This window comes from Anaerococcus vaginalis ATCC 51170, assembly GCF_000163295.1.
GTDB classification, from domain to species: domain Bacteria; phylum Bacillota; class Clostridia; order Tissierellales; family Peptoniphilaceae; genus Anaerococcus; species Anaerococcus vaginalis.
This window is the reverse complement of record NZ_GG700527.1, coordinates 259,860-277,610: the sequence shown is the minus strand read 5'-3', so window position 1 is coordinate 277,610 and position 17,751 is coordinate 259,860. Positions and strand designations below refer to the sequence as shown.

The following is a 17,751-nucleotide window of genomic DNA, read 5'->3' as shown; positions in this document are numbered from 1 at the left end:
TCTTTCCTTAAATATTTTATTTAAAATTTTCTTCAAAAGCCTTATCTAATATGTACTCCATGATAACTTGTGTTTTTGCATTTGTAAAAATTTTTCCATCAACTATAACAACTGGGGAATTTTTTTTATTTTTTTTGCAAACATCATTGCAAGTTACCATTTCTATTTCAAGTTCGATTTCTTGAACATCTAAATCTCCCTTATATATTCTATCATTAAATTCTTCTACAAAATCTGACAATCTATTATAAATTATGTCAGATCCTAGCATAGTACATCTTGCGCCTGCACAAACTTGTATTTTCATATCTACTCCTTAAAATTTTAATAATTACTCACAGTAATTATATCAAATAAAATTAAAAAATAAAATTACAAAGCTGGAATTAAAATTATAAATTTACTTCCATATCCATATTTGCTTTCTACTTTTATATCGTAATTTAAATAATCACAAATATGTTTTACGATTGATAAGCCTAGTCCTGTTGATTTTAATGTTCTTGTTCTTTGTTTGTCGGCTACATAAAATCTTTCAAAAATTCTTGGCAAATCTTCTTTTTTTATGCCAATGCCCCTATCTTCAATTATTAATTTTATATTTTTTTTATTTTTTTCACATTTTATTATAATTTGTCCGTTTGTTTTGTTGTACTTTATTGCATTTTCATAAATATTTGTAACCAAGTCTGTAAAAAGTGATTCGTGAGTTTTTATATTTATATCACAAACTTTGTTTTCGACTTTGATGTTTTTCATTTCAGAAATTCTTTTAAATCTATTTATACTTTGATCGACGACATTTTTTATATTTACTATGGTTTTTACTTCTTGTAAATTTTCTTCATCAAGTTTTGAAAGTTTTAATATATCGTCAATAATATTTAAAAGTCTATTTCCTTCTTCATTTATAATTTGTCCAAATTTTTTTATATCGTCATCTTTTGCAAGGCCTGTGGCTATTAGCTCTGCATAACCATTTATACTTGTAAGAGGAGATTTTAATTCATGGCTTACATTTGAACTAAATTCTCTTCGCATTGCCTCTGCTTTTTTGTTTTTTGAATTGTCAATTACAATTACAATATAAGAAACAATCTCTTCATCTATTACAGGATCTAAAAATATTTTTACTGAAATTTCTTCAAGATCCAAATCTAAATTTTTTCCTTTTTTTAGAAGTCTTGTTTGTCTTAGGGCAAGTTTAAAGTCTTCATTGTCAATTAAATTATCTAGTTTATTATCTCTGTTGATATTTAATAAATTTTTTGCAGCATCGTTAATTATTACAATATTTCCATCTTTATCGAAATATATAAAGCCTTCTTCCATATTTGATGTTATTTTTTCAATATTGGCTATTCTTGTTTTTAATTTTAAATTTTCATCTTCAATTTTTCCTTTTTCATTTATTAATTTGTCCAAATATTTTTTTGGATTGTCTTTTAAATCTTCAAAATCTTTTTTATCATTTATTTCTTCTTTGAATTGATTTATAAGTTTTTCGTATAGGGAATTTGTGAAAAATTTATTTATTATTAAAGCAAAAATTATTGCAAATATTAACATATAAATTCTTTTAAAAAGATACAAAAGAAAAGAAGTATTATAAAATTCTATGGCAAATATTTTGCCATGAGATTTTTTTGCAAAAATTTTTCTTTCATAGCCTAGGTAATTTTTTTTGGATTTTTTTACTATATCAATATCTTCAAACTCATAATTTTTTATTATATTTTTATCTATCCCAGTATTATAGATGACTTTTTCTTTTTCATCTTTTACCAACAAATCGTATTTGTAGGATTTTTTAAAATTTTCAACTTTATTTTCGTCAATTTCTCCAAAAGTAAAAAAGCTCAAGGAATTTTCTACAAATTCATCTTGAGCTTTTGTTTGTCTTTGGTATGAAAATAAAGATAAAATTATAAAAATAACAATAATTAGTGAACTTGTTATAATATTAATATTTTTCTCAATTATTTTTTTCATATTTCTCCAAGTTTATATCCTAAATTTCTTACAGTTTTTATGTGAATGCCTGCAGATTTTAATTTATTTCTAAGACTTGCTATGTGAACGTCAACTGTTCTTGTTTCGCCCTCATAATCATAGCCCCAAATTTTTAGTAGAAAATCTTCTCTTGTTATAACATTACCAATATTTGACAAAAATAACAAGAGCATTTCAAATTCCTTGTAGGTTAAGTCGATTTTTTCTCCATCAATTTTTGCTGTTCTTTTTTTGATATTTACTCTTATGTTTTTATAAGATAAATGCTCGCCATCTTTCTTTTCGCTTCTTCTTAAAACAGCCTTAATTCTTGAAATTAATTCTAAAATAGAAAATGGTTTGGTAATATAATCATCCGCTCCGCTTTCAAGGCCCAAAACTTTATCATATTCATCATTTTTTGCTGTAAGCATTATTATAGGAATATCTGAAAATTCTCTAACTTCTTTCAAAATTTCTATTCCGTCTTTTTCTGGCAACATTATATCCAAAATTAACAAATCTACATTTTCATTTTTCAAAGATTCTACAACATTCAGACCGTCTTCAAAGCCTCTAACTTGATAATTTTTTTCTTTTAAAGCATATAAAACTAAATTTCTTATTGCCTTGTCATCTTCTACAACATAAATCATAATCTCGTTGAATAATCAGCTATTTTTGCTAGCCTATCTCCTACTCTTTCAAAATATTTATAGAAAAGTACTTTTTCAGACAATTCCATAGGTGTTATTTGGTCTGTTTTTGTAAGTTTTACAAGGTAATGAATGCAATCTTCAAATAATTTATTATTAATTTGGTCATCTTCTATTGTTCTTAGGGCAAGCTCATTATCATTGTCTTCGAAACTTTGAATGCTATTAATATTCATATCTTTTTGATTTTTTATAAATTCTTTTACAAATTCTCTTTCCTCATCTCTTAATGGAAATTCCAAAATAATTGCAGCAGCTTGTGCCAAATGATTTGAAATTCTTTTATAGGTTGATGCAAGTTTAATAGACATTTGTAAAAATCTCAAATCTCTTGCAACTGGTTGTTGCAAAGCCAAAAGATCATAGCAAAATCTTTCTATATCTGCGCCATATTGTCTAATATCATGATCAAGGTCAATTATTTCTTCAAGATTATTTTTTTGATTATTTTCAACATATAAAATAAATCTATCGTATGACACCTCGATTAGCTCCGAAACATTTTTTTCCATTTCCCTAATATTATTTAAATCTTCAATATATCTTGTTCTCATATCAACCGAACCTTCCTGTTATATAATCTTCAGTTCTTTTATCTTTTGGATCATTAAATATTTTTTTTGTTTGATCCATTTCAATAACTTCTCCAGTCAAGAAAAATGCCGTTCTATCAGAAATTCTTGCTGCTTGTTGCATATTATGAGTAACTATTACTATAGTATATTTACCCCTTAAATCTTCTAATAATTCTTCAATTGATGCAGTAGAAATTGGATCAAGGGCGCTTGTTGGCTCGTCCATCAAAATTATTTCTGGATTTACAGAAAGAGCTCTTGCTATGCAAATTCTTTGTTGTTGTCCACCAGAAAATGATAGAGCATTTCTGTCTAATTTATCTTTTACTTCATCCCATACGCTTGCAGCTTTCAAAGATTTTTCTACAATCGCATCAAGCTCATCTTTATCTTTAATTCCATCAATTTTTGGACCGTAGGTTATATTATCATAAACAGATTTTGAAAAAGGATTGGGTGTTTGAAAAACCATGCCTACATTTCTTCTTAAACTAACAACATCAACATTTTTTTTATTAATATCCTTTCCATCAATTTCTATTAGCCCTTTTATTTTACAATCATCAATCAAATCGTTCATCCTATTGAAACATTTTAAAGTTGTAGATTTACCACAACCACTTGGTCCTATAAAAGCAGTAATTTCATTTTCTTTAATTTCCATATTTATTTTTTTTAAAGCCTGAAAATCTCCATAATATAAGTCTAAATCTTCTACATTTATTATAGTTTTTTTATTAGCTAAATTTTCTGATTCTTTATTTCCAAAAAATGTTTCTATTCTTTTTTTATCATTAGATAAATATTTATTTTTATCTTTTGTTTTTTCCATTATTCTCTCCTTATTTTACTATAGCCTTAGAAATTTTTGCTGATACAAAATTTAATAGTATTACAAAAACCAAAAGTAATACTGCTGTTGCATAAGCCTCTTTTACATGAAAACCTTCAGTCGACAAAACATACATGTGAACTGCCATAGTTCTTGCAGAATCAAAAATTGATGAAGGTGTTTTTGCTACAGTTCCCATTGTATAAATTAGGGCAGCTGATTCTCCTACTATTCTTCCTGTTGATAAAAATATTCCTCCCAAAATTCCATTTATTGCTTCTGGAATTATTATTTTAAAAATTGTTTGAATTTTTGTAGCACCAAGAGCAAGTGATGCATGAGCTTGGAGAGGGTTTACATTTAAAATCGCCTCTTCTGTTGTTCTAATTATAGTTGGAAGAATCATAATTGAAACTGTCAAGCAACCAGCGATTAAGGAATATCCCAAATGAAGAGCATCAACAAAAAATAAATATCCAAACAAACCATAAACGATTGATGGAATTGATGAAAGAATTTCTGTAGCAAATCTTACAGATTTAATTATAAATTTATTTTTTGCATATTGGGACAAATAAATTGCAGTAAAAATTCCTATTGGCAAAGTTACAAGTAGACTTATCAAAATTGATAAAAATGTTGTAACAAGAGCTGGAATTATAGAAACATTTTGGGATGAATATTTAAATTCAAAAAGTGATGGTGAAATATTTGGAATTCCATTTAATAAAATATATGCAATAACAATTCCACCTGCAGCAAATCCCAAAAGTGATAAGACATAAATTATTATTTTAAAAGATTTTTTCATCTTCTACCTCTACATTCTTGATTGATCTTTATTTCTTATAAAATTAAATATTATATTTATCAAAAGAATAAATACAAATAAAACCATGCCTGTGGCAATGAGGGACTCTCTGTGAAGACCAGATGCATAGCCCATTTCCAAAACTATATTTGTTGTAAGAGTTCTCACTCCATCAAAAAGACTACCAGGCATTCTTGGTTGGTTTCCAATTACCAAATACACTGCCATTGTTTCTCCAATTGACCTGCCAATAGCTAGAATTATTGAAGAATAAATTCCGCTTTTTGCATAAGGCACCATAACTTTTCTAATTGTTTCTTCCTTTGTAGCGCCCAGAGCAAGAGAGCCTGTATAAAAAACTTCTGGAACTTGCTCTAAGGAATTTTTTGAAATATTTACCATGGTTGGAAGTATCATAATTGCTAATAAAATTGATGCGGTTAGCATATTCATTCCACCAGTTTTAAAAGTTTTTGAAATAAATGGAACCAAAACCATCATAGCAAAAAATCCATAAATAATTGAAGGAATTGCTGCCATCAAATTAATAAGTCCGTTCAAAAAATTGTAAGATTTTTTTGAATAATAAGCCATAAAAATTGATACAGCAAGTCCAAATGGAATTGCAATTATTGCTGATAAAACTGTTACAATAATTGAACCGACAATCATTGGCCCTATTCCAAAAAATGCTGGTTTTGCGGTTGGCGCCCATTTATTTCCTGTAATAAATTTTATAAGTCCATATTTATTAATAAAATCTATCCCTGATCTAAAAATAAAAAAAGTAATAAGAATTATTAATAAAATGGACATAATTGCAGAAATTAAAAATACAATTTCTCCAAATTTTTCCTTAAATGATTTCATTTATTTTAACTCTCCTGTATTTTTTATCTCTCCCCTATAAATATCTCTCAATTGTTCCATTGTCAAATCATTAATTTGAGTATTATCTTTATTTACAATTATTGCTATTCCATCAATTGCAAAAATTTCTGATGAAAGACTATCATCTTGTAATTTATTTGAAATCATGGCTATATCTACAACATTGTCCTTTACATTTTTTAAACCTGTCAAAGATTCATTAGATAAAACTTCAACTTCAACATTTTTATTTAATTTTTCATAGTTTTCAGCAAGTTTTTCTACAATTGAACTTAGAGAGGAAGAACCTGTTATGGTTAATTTTCCCTCAAGATTTTTTGCCTTATATTCCTTTTCATTTGAAAGAGCAAGTAGTCCGTCTTCTTCAATTAATTTTTTTGCACTTTTGCTTTTAACATATTCCAAAAAATCTTTGGATAAGTCTTTGGCTGAATCTTTTTTGTAAGCAAGTCCAAATGGTCTTTGCAACTTATATTCGCCACTTTCAATTGTATTTTTATTTGGACTTACTCCATCAATTTTAATAGCTTTAACTGAATCATCCAAAGCTGTTAAAGATACATAAGCTATTGCAGTTTTATCAACTCCAACGGCTTTCAAAACTCCATTTGTTGAATTTATAACCATAGAATTATCTGTTGTCAAATCTTTATAATTTCCATTTTTATCTTCCTTTATCAAACCAACTTGTTCGATAAAACTTTTTCTCGTTCCCGATCCATCTTCCCTACTTGTAACAGTAAGGTCAAAATTTTTGCTCTTATTTACATTGGTTTTTTTACCAGTGCAAGATGTAATTAAAAGCAAAGTAGAAATAAGCCATAATATTTTTTTTGCCATACAATCTCCTTCTCATTTTCTTTACATAATAATATTAAATCCTTGTATTGATTTGATAAATCTTATGTAAAATCTATGTAAAGTTTATAAAAAAATTCAAAAAAATAAGCTCATAGGAATTTTACCTAAGAGCCTATTTAAAATTTTTATTTATTTATATTAGAGGTATTTTTAAGTTTTCCAGAAAAAATTTCTTTTAACTCATCTTTTGTTAAATCATTTATTTTAGAATCTTCTTTGTTAACAATTACTGCAATTCCATCTTTTGCCAAAACTTCTACTTGAAGTTTATCTTTTTCATCATCTTTTAATTCTCTTGATGCCATAGCAATTTGACTTACGTCAGAAATTGTTGATTCGATTCCTGAAGATGATCCTGTTGATTGGATTTCTATATTTGCATCTGGGTTTACATCTTTATATTTTTCTACAAGTTTTTCCATTAGCGGAGTAACAGATGTTGAACCTGCAATTGTTAAATCTCCTTTGATTTTTTTGCCCTTGTAATCTTTTGCTTCAACTTTTATATATCCTTCTTTTTCAACTATTTCTTGAGCGTCTTTGCTCAAAACAAATGCTAAGAAGTCTTTTGCCAAATCGTCAAGTTTATCTTCTTTGAAAGCAAGATTAAATGGTCTTTGTAAAGTATAAGCTCCAGATTCAATATTTTTTTCTGTAGCTTCTGCTCCATCGACTTTTACTTTTTTTACATTATCATTTACACTTCCCAAAGAAACATAGCCAATTGCAGATGGATCTTGAGATACAGTTTGCATAACTCCATTTGTTGAATTTTGAACTACAGCCTCATCAGTTGTTAAATCTTTTTTCTCTCCATCTTTTTCTTCTTCAAGACCAACAAGTTCAATAAAAGCTCCCCTTGTTCCCGAACCATCTTCTCTTGATACAACACTTATATCAAAATCTTCTTCGTTAGCTTTAGTATTTTCGCCTTCTTTTTTCTCACTTGCAGTACTTGCATTTTCAGTTGGATTTGATCCGTTTGATCCATCATTAGAATTATCCTTATTTCCACAAGCTGATAAAATCATTGATAAGGAAAGTGCCGCAACTATAATTTTTGAATTTTTAATTTTCATTATTTTCTCCTTTAATATTTGTAACTTCATTATGAATAATAAATCCTTTTTGTTTTGAAATGATTAGGCAAATGTAAAATTTATGTTAATTATTTTAAAATCTTGTAATTAATATAAAAAACTATATAATCTAATAGTAAAAATAGAAAAAGAATTAGGAGAGAATATGCAAGAAATAAAAATACCAGAAAATTATCAAAGCGATAAAAATTTATATAAGACACAAATGTTAATAAAAGAAATAAAAGATTTTTTCCAAATAAATTTATCAAATAATTTGAATTTAAAAAGAGTTTCAGCACCTTTATTTGTAGAAAATTCTACTGGTTTAAATGATGACCTATCCGGTGTTGAAGAGCCTGTTAAATTTACACTTCCTAAAGCAAATAATGAAAAAATGGAAATTGTTCATTCACTTGCAAAATGGAAAAGATACGCTCTAAAAGAATATAATTTTGCAATGTATGAAGGACTTTACACAGACATGAACGCAATTAGAAGATGTGAAGTGCCAGATAATACTCACTCATTTTACGTTGACCAATGGGATTGGGAAAAAGTAATTGAGCCTAGTGATAGAAATGTAGATTATTTAAAAGCAACAGTTCTTACAATTTTTAATACCCTAAGAGCCCTAGATGAATATCTTTGTCATCTAATTCCAAAAAGAGTTAAACTGTTGCCAAATAATATAAAATTTATGACAAGCCAAGAATTAATAGATGAATTTCCAGAATGTAAAGACAGTAAGGAAAGAGAAAAAGCTGCTTGCAAAAAATATAAGGCAATATTTTTAATGCAAATTGGAAAAGTTTTATCAAATGAAGAAGTTCACGATTTAAGAGCTCCAGATTATGACGATTGGAATTTAAATGGAGATATTTTAGTTTACAATCCAGTTTTAGATGACCAATTGGAACTATCATCAATGGGAATAAGAGTTGATGCAAAAACATTAAAAGAACAATTAAAAATTTCTGATTGCGAAGAAAGATTAAATTATAAGTATCACAAATTACTTGTAAATAATGAACTTCCACAAACAATAGGAGGTGGAATTGGTCAATCAAGACTTTGTATGTTCTTTTTACAAAAAGCTCATATTGGAGAAGTTCAAGTATCCTATTGGCCAGATGAAATGAGAGAAGAATTAAAGAAAAATTCAGTTATTTTATTATAAATTAAAAAAGGATTTTTATACCTAAGAGTTTTGAATAGGTATTCTAATCCTTTTTTATTTTCTATTTAATTGTCAAATTCTATAATTTTTCCAATAAACAAGTCCCCATATTGGCTTAATTTTTTTTCGCCTACTCCTTTTATTTTCAAAAAATCTCTTTCATTTTTTGGTTTTAATCTTGCCATATCTATTAAAGATGCGTCAGAGAAAACTATAAAAGGCGGAATATTTCTTTTTTTAGAAATTTCTAGCCTTAATTTTTTCAAATTATTAAATAAATCTATATCATAATCAAAATTTCCATTAAATTTATCAATTTTTTCTTTTTTATTTTCTTCTTTCAAATCCCTAATATAAACTTTCTTTTTAGAAAATAAAACTTCTTTTGATTTTTCATTTAATTTTAAGATTGGATATTTAAAACCAGAAACTTTTATATAACCATCTGCAATCAAAACTCCTATCAGATCTTTTATATATTTTGTATTTTTTTCTTTCATCAAAGCAAAAGTTGATATATTTTTTAAATTTTTTTCTTTGGAATTTTTGTTATTTGAACCTTTCAAACAATCGACGATTGTAGAAATCCCATATCTTTGTCCTAATCTATAAATACAAGATAAAATTTTTTGACTATCAAGGCTTACGTCAATTTTTTCATAATCATCTAGGCAATTCGAACAATTATTACATTTTTCTTTTGCATCTTGACCAAAATATTCCAAAATAAATGCCCTCAAACACTTATTTGTATTTACATAATTTATTATTGTTTGAAGTTTTTGTAATTTTACCAATTGATATGCTCTGTTTGGAGATTGGGAAATTAAATATTTATTTATAACTATATCTTGAGTTGAATAAAGTAAAATTGCATCAGATTTTTCGCCATCTCTTCCTGCCCTGCCCGCTTCTTGGTAATAAGATTCCATATCCTTTGGCATATTCATGTGAATTACATATCTTACATCAGATTTATCAATTCCCATTCCAAAAGCATTTGTTGCAACAATTATATTTTTTCTATCATAAATAAAATCTTCTTGATTTTTCTTTTTTTCCTTATCGCTTAGTCCTGCATGGTACAAAGTTACATTATAGGATAATTTTTTCAAATATTTATAGCAAGTTTCCACTCTTTTTCTAGTTGAGGCATAAATAATTCCCGATAAATCTTTTTTATCTGATAAATAATTCGAAAGAAATGCCAATTTATCTTTTGGCTTTCTTACTTCAAACAAAAGATTTTCCCTATCAAATCCTGTAACTTTTACAAAAGGATTAGATAATTTTAAATTATTTATTATATCTTCTCTAACTGATTTTGTAGCTGTTGCAGTGAAGGCTGCTATTTGTATTTTTTTATCAAACAAATCATAAATTTGGGGAATTAATTTATATGATGGTCTAAAATCATGTCCCCACTGAGAAATACAATGTGCCTCATCAACTGCTATAAAAGAAATATTTAAATCTTCAATAAAATCGATGAAAAATTCATTTTCTAATCTTTCTGGGGAAATATATAAAATTTTTATTTCATTTCTTTTTATTTTTCTTAAAGTTTGTGTATAAGTTTTAATATCTTGGCTTGAATTTATAAATTCTGCCTTAATTCCATTTTCTTTTAAAGAATCAACTTGATCTTTCATTAAAGAAATTAAAGGAGAAATCACAAGGCAAATTCCATCAAGCATTAGAGCTGGAAGTTGATAGCAGATTGATTTGCCACCGCCTGTCGGCAAAACTCCCAAGACATCATTTCCTTTTAATATATTTTCAACTAATTCATCTTGCCCTTTTCTAAAAGAATCAAAACCAAAATATTTTTTTAAACTTTTTAAAATATTCATATCCTACCTTTTACCTAAAAAAAATAATTAAGCCTAAAACTTAATTATTTTCTTCTTTATTATTTATATTGTCGTCATTTGAATTTGAAGATTCATTTGAAGATTGTTCATCTGGCCCATCTATAAAATCTTCTTCATTTATTTGTTCTTTTTCATTTTGATTAAACAAAATATCTCCTATGTTTGTTTTAAGATTTAGGATTTTCTTTTTATTTTTTCCAGTTTGGTATCCATCCAAAATATTTCTATAAGAAACATCTCCTAAAACAAAATTTCCTACATTTAACTTTGCATTAATGTTAAAAGAATTTATCGGATCTTTAATTTTTATTTTTATATCTCCATTTTCTGTTTCCATGGACTCATTTGCCATAAGCTTGCAATCGGAAACCAAAATATTTCCACTTGTTGTTGTCAAATTAGTATTTTTGATTTCAGATTTTTTTAGCATAATAGAGCCAGTTTTATTTTTAACTGCACCAGAAATTTTTGAATTTTCAAAAGAAATATTTCCACTTTTTAAATCAAGATCCAAATCTTTACATGAAAGCCCACTTATTTTTATATCTCCAGCACCAACTCTACCCTTGATACTTTCTAGATTTTTATTTTTTGGCAAAAAAATTCTAACAATTTGAATTTTGTTTTTCATATAAAGTTCTTTTCCTTTTATATCAGAAGATAATTTTAAATTACCATCTTTATATTTAGTTTTGACTTCATAAGAATAATCATCCTTATAGAGGTTCGTATATTCTACATAAGGATTTGTAGAAGATTGTTGAATTCTTACATCGCAAGTATTCAAATCAAAATCAATTGATTTTAGCTCATCAAGGTCAACTCTCATAATCTTTGATGAATTATAAGAATTTTCATTAATTTCTTTTGAAGACTTGCCTTCTTTACTAGCAAAATCTATATTTCTTGACAAAAAGAAAATTAAAGCCAAAACAATAAGGGCAAAAAAGCCTATAGCCATTTGCTTTTTATCAAGTTTAAAGCTATTATTTTTTTTATTTTTACTCATTTAACTCTCCCATAATAATAACTAACTTTTTAAATTGCTATAGTCTATACTATCAAGATAAAGCCCTCCAGCTTTTAAAGTTGGATTTGCTCTTCTTGTATTATTTTTATTAAAGTAATATTTAAAATCATCAAGGCTAATTTTCCCACGACTTAATTCAATCAAAGAGCCAGCCATAATTCTAACTTGATTGTGAAGAAAACTTTCAGCCTTAAAATATAAATACAATCTATTTTCATTCAAAACAAAGTAGCAATCATCAATTTTTCTTATTGTATTAATTATATCATTTTTTTCACTAAGCATAAAGGCTTTAAAATCATGTTCGCCCTTTAAAATTTCCATTCCTTGTTTAAGTTTATCAAAATCAAGTTTGTAAGTTATCTGCTCCATATAATTTCTATAAATTGGATGAAGAATTTTATCAAGCGAAATAACATACTTATAAGTTTTTGTTTTTACTGAAAATCTTGCATGAAAATTTTTGTCTACTTTTTTTGATTCAAGAGCTAAAATATCATCAGGTAAATATTTTTTAAGATGAAAATGAAATTTATCAGCCCTAATAATTTTTGCAGTCAAAAAATTTATATACATTTCATTAGCATGAACACCACTATCTGTTCTTCCGCTAGCAATAATCCTATTTTCTTCTCCAGTAACTTTCCTAATAGCATCTTCCAACTCTTTTTGTACTGTTCTTTTATTTTTTTGAATTTGAAATCCTTCAAATAAAGACCCATCATATTGGATCTTTAATAAAATGTTTTGAATTGTCATATAAAAAATTTAATAATAACCACGCTACAAAATAAAATAAATAAAATCAAAACTAAACTATCAGTTTTTGTCATTTTTATTTCATTTAGCCTTGTTCTTTCTCTACCAATCCTATAAAGTCTTGCCTCCATTGCAGTTGCAAGATCATCACTTCTTTTAAACGAATTTATAAAAAGAGGAACTAATAAGGGAATCATATTTTTTGCCCTATTAATAATATTTCCAGATTCAAAATCTGCTCCTCTTGCCATTTGTGCCATTTTTATTCTTTGAGCCTCTTCAAATAAAGTTGGAATAAATCTTAGAGAAATTGAAACCATCATAGCAAGCTCTCCTGCCGGAAAACCAAATTTTTTTAAAGGCCCTAACAATTTTTCCAAACCATCTGTTAATTCCATTGGAGAAGTTGTAAAAGTCAAAACTGAAGTAGAAACAACTATCATTATAATTCTTACAAACATAAAAATAGTTTTATACAATCCTTCATAAGTTGCTGTTAAGGAAAAAATTGTAAAAAGTGTCCTTCCACTTGTTGTAAATAAATTTATAAGTCCAGTTATTAATAAAATCCATATCAAAGGCTTAATACTTTTTATTAAGGACTTTACAGGAATTTTTCCAATACTTACCATTGCAATTAATAAAATCACAAAAGGAATATATCCTACAAAACTTTCTACAAAAAATATTGTAATTATAAAAAGCAAAGATGCAATTAATTTTACTCTTGGATCAAGTCTATGAATAAATGTATCGTATGGCAAATATTGACCTATCGCTATATTACTCATTTTTAGCCTCCAAATATTTTTTTAACTCAACTACAGCATCTTCAACCGTATAAATATCATCTCTTACATTTTCGCCTCTTTCCTTTAAGGCTTTCATAAATTTTGTAACTTGAGGAATATCTAATCCTATCGACAATAAATCTGTTTTTGTAAAGGTGTCATAAGTTGATTTATCAGAAAATATTTCTCCCTTGTTCATAACAATAACCCTATCAACATATTTTGCCACATCTTCCATTGAATGCGAAACCAAAACAATTGTAAGTTCTGGGTCATTGTTATATAATTTTAAAATTTCTCCAAAAATATTATCTCTTCCCCTTGGATCAAGTCCTGCTGTAAGCTCATCTAAAACTAAAACTTTCGGATTCATAGAAATAATTCCGCAAAGAGCAACTCTTCTTTGTTGACCTCCAGATAATTCAAAGGGAGATTTTTCTGCTATAGTTTCATAATCAAGACCAACTGCTTGCATAGAATTTTTTACTCTTTTTTGAATTTCTTCATCAGAAAGCCCCATATTTTTTGGACCAAAGGCAATATCCTTTGCAACAGTTTCTTCAAACAACTGATTTTCTGGATATTGAAAAACAAGACCAACCTTAAATCTTATATCTCTTCTTGTCTTTTTTTCTTTTGTATTAACTCCATCTACAAAAACATCTCCATTTGTAGGAATCAAAAGTCCATTTAAAAGTTGTACTAGAGTGGATTTCCCAGAACCAGTTTGTCCGATTAAACCAATTATTTCATGTTTATTAATCTCTAAATTTATATTTTTTAGAGCATAGCTTTTTTCTTCTCTATCTTCATTATAAATATAATCGACATTTTTCAATTCAATTTTCATACTAGCTCCAAAAATTCTTCTATATTTAAAGGCAATTTTTCAAACTCATAGCCTTCTTTTTCAAGCTCATAGGCAATTTCTGTAACTTGTGGAACTGTAAGTCCTAAATCTTTCATTTCTTTAACATTTGAAAAAACTTCCCTAGCACTTCCTTCAAGCTCTTTTCTCCCTTTGTTTAAAACAATAATCCTATCAGCAAGAGCTGCCTCTTCCATATAATGAGTAATATGGACGACTGTTTTTTTATATTTTTTATTTAAATCGTGTATTATATTCATAACATCGGCTCTACCTTTTGGATCAAGCATAGCTGTTGGTTCATCAAATATAATACAATCTGATAGCATAGCTATAACTCCAGCTATAGAAACTCTTTGTTTTTGACCGCCTGAAAGCTCTGAAGGTGATTTTTTTATATAATCTTGCATACCTACAAGTTTTATTGCCTCATCTACTCTTTGTCTTAATTCGGGATTTTTAATTTGCAAATTTTCAGGACCAAATGCAACTTCATTTTCTACAGTAGTTGCCACCATTTGATTATCAGGATTTTGAAAAACCATAGAACATTTTTCCCTAATTTCCCAAATTTTTTTATCATCCTTTGTATTCATTCCACAAATTAAAATATCTCCACTTGTAGGAAATATTTGTCCATTCAAAAGCTTTGCCAAAGTTGATTTTCCTGATCCATTATGACCTAAAATAGCTACAAATTCTCCCTTATTAATTGACAAATCTAAATCATTTAAAGCCGCAGTGTATTCTATATTTTCATTTTCGTCTGAATTATTTTTATAAGAAAAATTTAAATTTTCAATTTTAATCAATTTTTCTTCCTTTCAATACTTTTTTAAACATAAAAAGCGACTATCTAAAAAATAGATAGCACTTTTTTAAAATTAATATGACATTGGTGGTGAATAATCTGTTGATGATTCATATATAACTACAGGAGTATTATGCTCAACTAAATTAAATAATTTTTCAGCTTGACTTGGTTGCATATTTAGGCAACCATGAGAACCATTATATAAATAAATATTTCCACCAAAAGAATATCTCCAATTAGCATCATGGAATCCTTCGCCATCCCAGCCTATTGGCATCCAATATTTTACTGGTGTTTTGTAATCACTTCCATCAAAATTTTTTCCCTTTAATGTAGAATTTTTTTCTTTAGAAAGTATAGACCCTACACCTTTATTAGTTAAAGCTCCCTCAGATAATCTTCCTGTAACTATGTCAGTTGACAATAATACTTCTCCATTTTTATAATACCAAACATGTTGTCTAGATAAATCTACTTCTATATATGTGTCTTTAATATCAGACCCATCCTCATATCTGTTAAGACCTGCTTTTAAATAAACAGGCTCTATTTCTGCTGATTTACCTTTTTCAAAAGCATCTAAAAATGATTTAATTGTTTCTTCTTCATTTAGTTTATATCCATAAACTCCAGGATTTACAGTTATTTCTCCAAGATCAGTAGCTTTAAACTTTCTATTTTTGCCGTAAGTATTTGTTTCTTCTGCCATTTTACTTACATATTCTGTAACTTTTTCGTGATTTAAAGTTAATTTTCCATCTTCAAAATCAACCATATCAGCTAATTTTTCGCCTTCAATTTTATAATCAAATCCATTAATATTAAATTTAAAGCTCAATTTTAATGCTTCGTTTGCTTGGTTTAATGCTTTTTGTAAATTTTCATCTTTTGCATAAACTTTTGGTTGTTCATAAAAAGATTCATCAAGTTCTATATCAGCATTTCTTGTTTTTATTGCTGATACAAGGGCTTGCTTTAATTTATTGTATTTTACTTTATTTCCCTTTATTTCTTCTTTTATTTTAAATTCTTTTCCATCAAATTCTAATTTTGCATCTTCTGGTTCTACTATTTTATTCATAAACTGAGAATTTTTTAAAATATCTTCAAGTTTATTTTCATCATAGTTTACTTTATAATCAAATTCAAAACTTTCTTTTGAGAAGAAACTTATAGGCCATTTTAATGGATTTTGGTCAAGACTTGCTCCTTTTGGGATATTTGCCTTGTAGTCAATATCTTTTGAATTAAAAACTAGCTCTTTATCATCAATTCCTTTGATTTTTATATCAAAATCTCCAACGCTATCTCCAATGACTGATTCTTTTGGAGCAAATGAAACATCTCTACCATTTACATGTGTATTTGGTAAGCTTACAAATGTAAATAAAATAGTACCGATTATATATATTCCTACAACAATACCACCTATTGTTAAAAAGACTTTTTTTGTATTATTACTTGTTTGTTGATTATCGATAATAAACACCTCCTAAATAACTGTAATTATAGTACCACTTAAAAGTAATTTTATCTATCTTTTTTTGGTTTTTTGCCAAAAAATTGATATAAATCTACTTTTTGTCCTCCGTTATATAGTTTTCTTTTTTTGGATAATTTTCTTTTTATATTTTTATCAATATTTTCATCTGATGAAATTATAAACATTGACCAAGTGTTTAAATTTTCAAATTTTTCATTTATCATTTTTGAAATTTTTGCCTTATCAAATCTTGATAATCTTTCTCCGTATGGTGGATTTGAAATGAAAATTCCAAAATTATTTTTTAAATTTATATCTTTGAAATCCTTATTTAAAAAAGTAATATCTTCATAAACTCCTGCATTCAAAGCATTATTTTTTGCAAGCTCAATTGCTTTTTTGGATATATCAGAACCTAGAATATTTATTTTTTTCCTATAATCAATTTTTTCATAAGCTTCTTTTTTTATTTTTTCAAATCTTTTTTTGTCGTAAAATTTAAAAGATGTAAAATCAAAATCTCTATCAAGTCCTGGTGCTATATTTCTTTCTTTTCTTGCAGCCTCAATTAAAATAGTACCTGAACCACAAAATCCATCAAACAAAAACCTATCATCTTTATAAAAAGATAAATCAACAAGCCCTGCTGCCAAATTTTCTCTTATAGGAGCTTTTACACTTCCTTGTCTATAACCTCTCTTGTGAAGACCATCTCCTGATGTATCAAGGCAAACTGAAACCTTATCTTTTTCAATCATAATTTCAACTTGAACACGAGAGCCTGATTTTTTAAAAGTTGAAATTTTATATTTTCTTTTTAATGAATCAATTATAGCTTTTTCACTTATTGATTGGATTGAAGGAATAGAAAACAATTTTGATTTGTAAGTTCTTGCATTTACAATAAAATTATCATCGATTTTTAAATAATCAAACCAATCTATTTTTTTTATATTTTCAAATAATTCTTCAAAAGTTTTTGCAGTAAAATATTCAATTTCTAAAAATATCCTATCAGCTTCTCTTAAATTTAAATTTAAATAGCCTATATCATCCAAATTTCCATTTAAAATAATTTTTCCATTTAAAACTTCAAAATTTTTGTAATTTTCTTCTTCTAATTGTCTTTTTATTAAGCTTTCCATACCAAAGCTTGTTGTTATTATTATTTTTTCCATAATATATTTATTATATC

General features: G+C 27.0%; 18 protein-coding genes. 1 reads left to right on the top strand and 17 read right to left on the bottom strand.

Annotation, left to right across the window (positions count from 1 at the left end; genetic code table 11):
- Positions 1-16: 16 nt before the first annotated feature.
- The 9 genes from HMPREF0078_RS01430 to HMPREF0078_RS01390 form a co-directional block, all read right to left on the bottom strand.
- Positions 17-307 (bottom strand): (2Fe-2S) ferredoxin domain-containing protein, encoded by a 291-nt coding sequence (locus HMPREF0078_RS01430; RefSeq protein ID WP_004838280.1) that lies wholly within the window; start codon positions 305-307, stop codon positions 17-19.
- A 65-nt stretch (positions 308-372) separates the two neighbouring features.
- Positions 373-1,992, bottom strand: coding sequence for a sensor histidine kinase (locus HMPREF0078_RS01425; RefSeq protein WP_004838278.1), 1,620 nt, complete (start codon positions 1,990-1,992; stop codon positions 373-375).
- On the bottom strand, positions 1,989-2,648 hold the full coding sequence (locus HMPREF0078_RS01420; protein WP_004838277.1) for a response regulator transcription factor: 660 nt from the start codon (positions 2,646-2,648) through the stop codon (positions 1,989-1,991). Before HMPREF0078_RS01420 ends, HMPREF0078_RS01425 begins: the two co-directional genes overlap by 4 nt.
- Positions 2,645-3,262: a phosphate signaling complex PhoU family protein gene (locus HMPREF0078_RS01415; RefSeq protein WP_004838275.1), complete on the bottom strand. Its 618-nt coding sequence runs from the start codon at positions 3,260-3,262 to the stop codon at positions 2,645-2,647. Before HMPREF0078_RS01415 ends, HMPREF0078_RS01420 begins: the two co-directional genes overlap by 4 nt.
- 1 nt (position 3,263) lies before the next feature.
- The gene (pstB, locus tag HMPREF0078_RS01410; RefSeq protein ID WP_004838273.1) at positions 3,264-4,115 is read right to left on the bottom strand and encodes a phosphate ABC transporter ATP-binding protein PstB; all 852 of its coding nucleotides are present in this window, start codon (positions 4,113-4,115) and stop codon (positions 3,264-3,266) included.
- A 10-nt stretch (positions 4,116-4,125) separates the two neighbouring features.
- Positions 4,126-4,926, bottom strand: coding sequence for a phosphate ABC transporter permease PstA (pstA, locus tag HMPREF0078_RS01405; protein ID WP_004838271.1), 801 nt, complete (start codon positions 4,924-4,926; stop codon positions 4,126-4,128).
- 9 nt (positions 4,927-4,935) lie between these two features.
- Complete coding sequence (gene pstC, locus HMPREF0078_RS01400; RefSeq protein ID WP_004838269.1) at positions 4,936-5,796, bottom strand: phosphate ABC transporter permease subunit PstC; 861 nt, start codon at positions 5,794-5,796, stop codon at positions 4,936-4,938.
- Complete coding sequence (locus tag HMPREF0078_RS01395; protein ID WP_004838268.1) at positions 5,797-6,657, bottom strand: substrate-binding domain-containing protein; 861 nt, start codon at positions 6,655-6,657, stop codon at positions 5,797-5,799.
- 146 nt (positions 6,658-6,803) lie between these two features.
- The gene (locus HMPREF0078_RS01390) at positions 6,804-7,757 is read right to left on the bottom strand and encodes a substrate-binding domain-containing protein (protein WP_039920363.1); all 954 of its coding nucleotides are present in this window, start codon (positions 7,755-7,757) and stop codon (positions 6,804-6,806) included.
- 166 nt (positions 7,758-7,923) lie between these two features.
- Here HMPREF0078_RS01390 and asnA point away from each other — a divergent pair, with 166 nt between their 5' ends.
- On the top strand, positions 7,924-8,937 hold the full coding sequence (asnA, locus tag HMPREF0078_RS01385) for an aspartate--ammonia ligase (RefSeq protein WP_004838265.1): 1,014 nt from the start codon (positions 7,924-7,926) through the stop codon (positions 8,935-8,937).
- Between the two features lie 65 nt (positions 8,938-9,002).
- Here the strand turns inward: asnA and recQ are convergent, their stop codons facing one another.
- The 8 genes from recQ to HMPREF0078_RS01345 all read right to left on the bottom strand — a co-directional run bounded on the left by recQ (position 9,003) and on the right by HMPREF0078_RS01345 (position 17,734).
- Complete coding sequence (gene recQ, locus HMPREF0078_RS01380; RefSeq protein ID WP_004838264.1) at positions 9,003-10,790, bottom strand: DNA helicase RecQ; 1,788 nt, start codon at positions 10,788-10,790, stop codon at positions 9,003-9,005.
- A gap of 40 nt (positions 10,791-10,830) precedes the next feature.
- Positions 10,831-11,820, bottom strand: a complete 990-nt coding sequence (locus tag HMPREF0078_RS01375) for a DUF4097 family beta strand repeat-containing protein (protein WP_004838261.1) — start codon at positions 11,818-11,820, stop codon at positions 10,831-10,833.
- A 21-nt stretch (positions 11,821-11,841) separates the two neighbouring features.
- Positions 11,842-12,600 (bottom strand): tRNA pseudouridine(38-40) synthase TruA, encoded by a 759-nt coding sequence (truA, locus tag HMPREF0078_RS01370; RefSeq protein WP_004838259.1) that lies wholly within the window; start codon positions 12,598-12,600, stop codon positions 11,842-11,844.
- A complete protein-coding gene (locus HMPREF0078_RS01365; protein ID WP_004838257.1) occupies positions 12,597-13,391 on the bottom strand; it encodes an energy-coupling factor transporter transmembrane component T family protein in 795 nt (264 codons plus the stop codon). The genes truA and HMPREF0078_RS01365 overlap by 4 nt, the downstream gene beginning before the upstream one ends.
- Entirely contained in the window at positions 13,384-14,241 is an 858-nt protein-coding gene (locus HMPREF0078_RS01360) for an energy-coupling factor transporter ATPase (RefSeq protein WP_004838256.1), read from the bottom strand. The genes HMPREF0078_RS01365 and HMPREF0078_RS01360 overlap by 8 nt, the downstream gene beginning before the upstream one ends.
- Positions 14,238-15,071 (bottom strand): energy-coupling factor transporter ATPase, encoded by an 834-nt coding sequence (locus tag HMPREF0078_RS01355; protein WP_004838254.1) that lies wholly within the window; start codon positions 15,069-15,071, stop codon positions 14,238-14,240. Before HMPREF0078_RS01355 ends, HMPREF0078_RS01360 begins: the two co-directional genes overlap by 4 nt.
- Positions 15,072-15,143: 72 nt before the next feature.
- A complete protein-coding gene (locus HMPREF0078_RS01350; RefSeq protein WP_004838252.1) occupies positions 15,144-16,562 on the bottom strand; it encodes a L,D-transpeptidase family protein in 1,419 nt (472 codons plus the stop codon).
- Positions 16,563-16,603: 41 nt separating this feature from the next.
- Entirely contained in the window at positions 16,604-17,734 is a 1,131-nt protein-coding gene (locus tag HMPREF0078_RS01345; RefSeq protein WP_004838251.1) for a THUMP domain-containing class I SAM-dependent RNA methyltransferase, read from the bottom strand.
- Positions 17,735-17,751: the final 17 nt, after the last annotated feature.

Coding starts and splice junctions, on each gene's coding strand:
- pstB (WP_004838273.1), bottom strand. CDS start 4,115: ATGGAAAAAACAAAAGATAAAAATAAATATTTATCTAATGATAAAAAA.
- truA (WP_004838259.1), bottom strand. CDS start 12,600: ATGACAATTCAAAACATTTTATTAAAGATCCAATATGATGGGTCTTTA.
- recQ (WP_004838264.1), bottom strand. CDS start 10,790: ATGAATATTTTAAAAAGTTTAAAAAAATATTTTGGTTTTGATTCTTTT.
- asnA (WP_004838265.1), top strand. CDS start 7,924: ATGCAAGAAATAAAAATACCAGAAAATTATCAAAGCGATAAAAATTTA.
- HMPREF0078_RS01375 (WP_004838261.1), bottom strand. CDS start 11,820: ATGAGTAAAAATAAAAAAAATAATAGCTTTAAACTTGATAAAAAGCAA.
- HMPREF0078_RS01390 (WP_039920363.1), bottom strand. CDS start 7,757: ATGAAAATTAAAAATTCAAAAATTATAGTTGCGGCACTTTCCTTATCA.
- HMPREF0078_RS01420 (WP_004838277.1), bottom strand. CDS start 2,648: ATGATTTATGTTGTAGAAGATGACAAGGCAATAAGAAATTTAGTTTTA.
- HMPREF0078_RS01430 (WP_004838280.1), bottom strand. CDS start 307: ATGAAAATACAAGTTTGTGCAGGCGCAAGATGTACTATGCTAGGATCT.
- HMPREF0078_RS01415 (WP_004838275.1), bottom strand. CDS start 3,262: ATGAGAACAAGATATATTGAAGATTTAAATAATATTAGGGAAATGGAA.
- HMPREF0078_RS01365 (WP_004838257.1), bottom strand. CDS start 13,391: ATGAGTAATATAGCGATAGGTCAATATTTGCCATACGATACATTTATT.
- HMPREF0078_RS01345 (WP_004838251.1), bottom strand. CDS start 17,734: ATGGAAAAAATAATAATAACAACAAGCTTTGGTATGGAAAGCTTAATA.
- pstC (WP_004838269.1), bottom strand. CDS start 5,796: ATGAAATCATTTAAGGAAAAATTTGGAGAAATTGTATTTTTAATTTCT.
- HMPREF0078_RS01425 (WP_004838278.1), bottom strand. CDS start 1,992: ATGAAAAAAATAATTGAGAAAAATATTAATATTATAACAAGTTCACTA.
- HMPREF0078_RS01360 (WP_004838256.1), bottom strand. CDS start 14,241: ATGAAAATTGAATTGAAAAATGTCGATTATATTTATAATGAAGATAGA.
- HMPREF0078_RS01395 (WP_004838268.1), bottom strand. CDS start 6,657: ATGGCAAAAAAAATATTATGGCTTATTTCTACTTTGCTTTTAATTACA.
- pstA (WP_004838271.1), bottom strand. CDS start 4,926: ATGAAAAAATCTTTTAAAATAATAATTTATGTCTTATCACTTTTGGGA.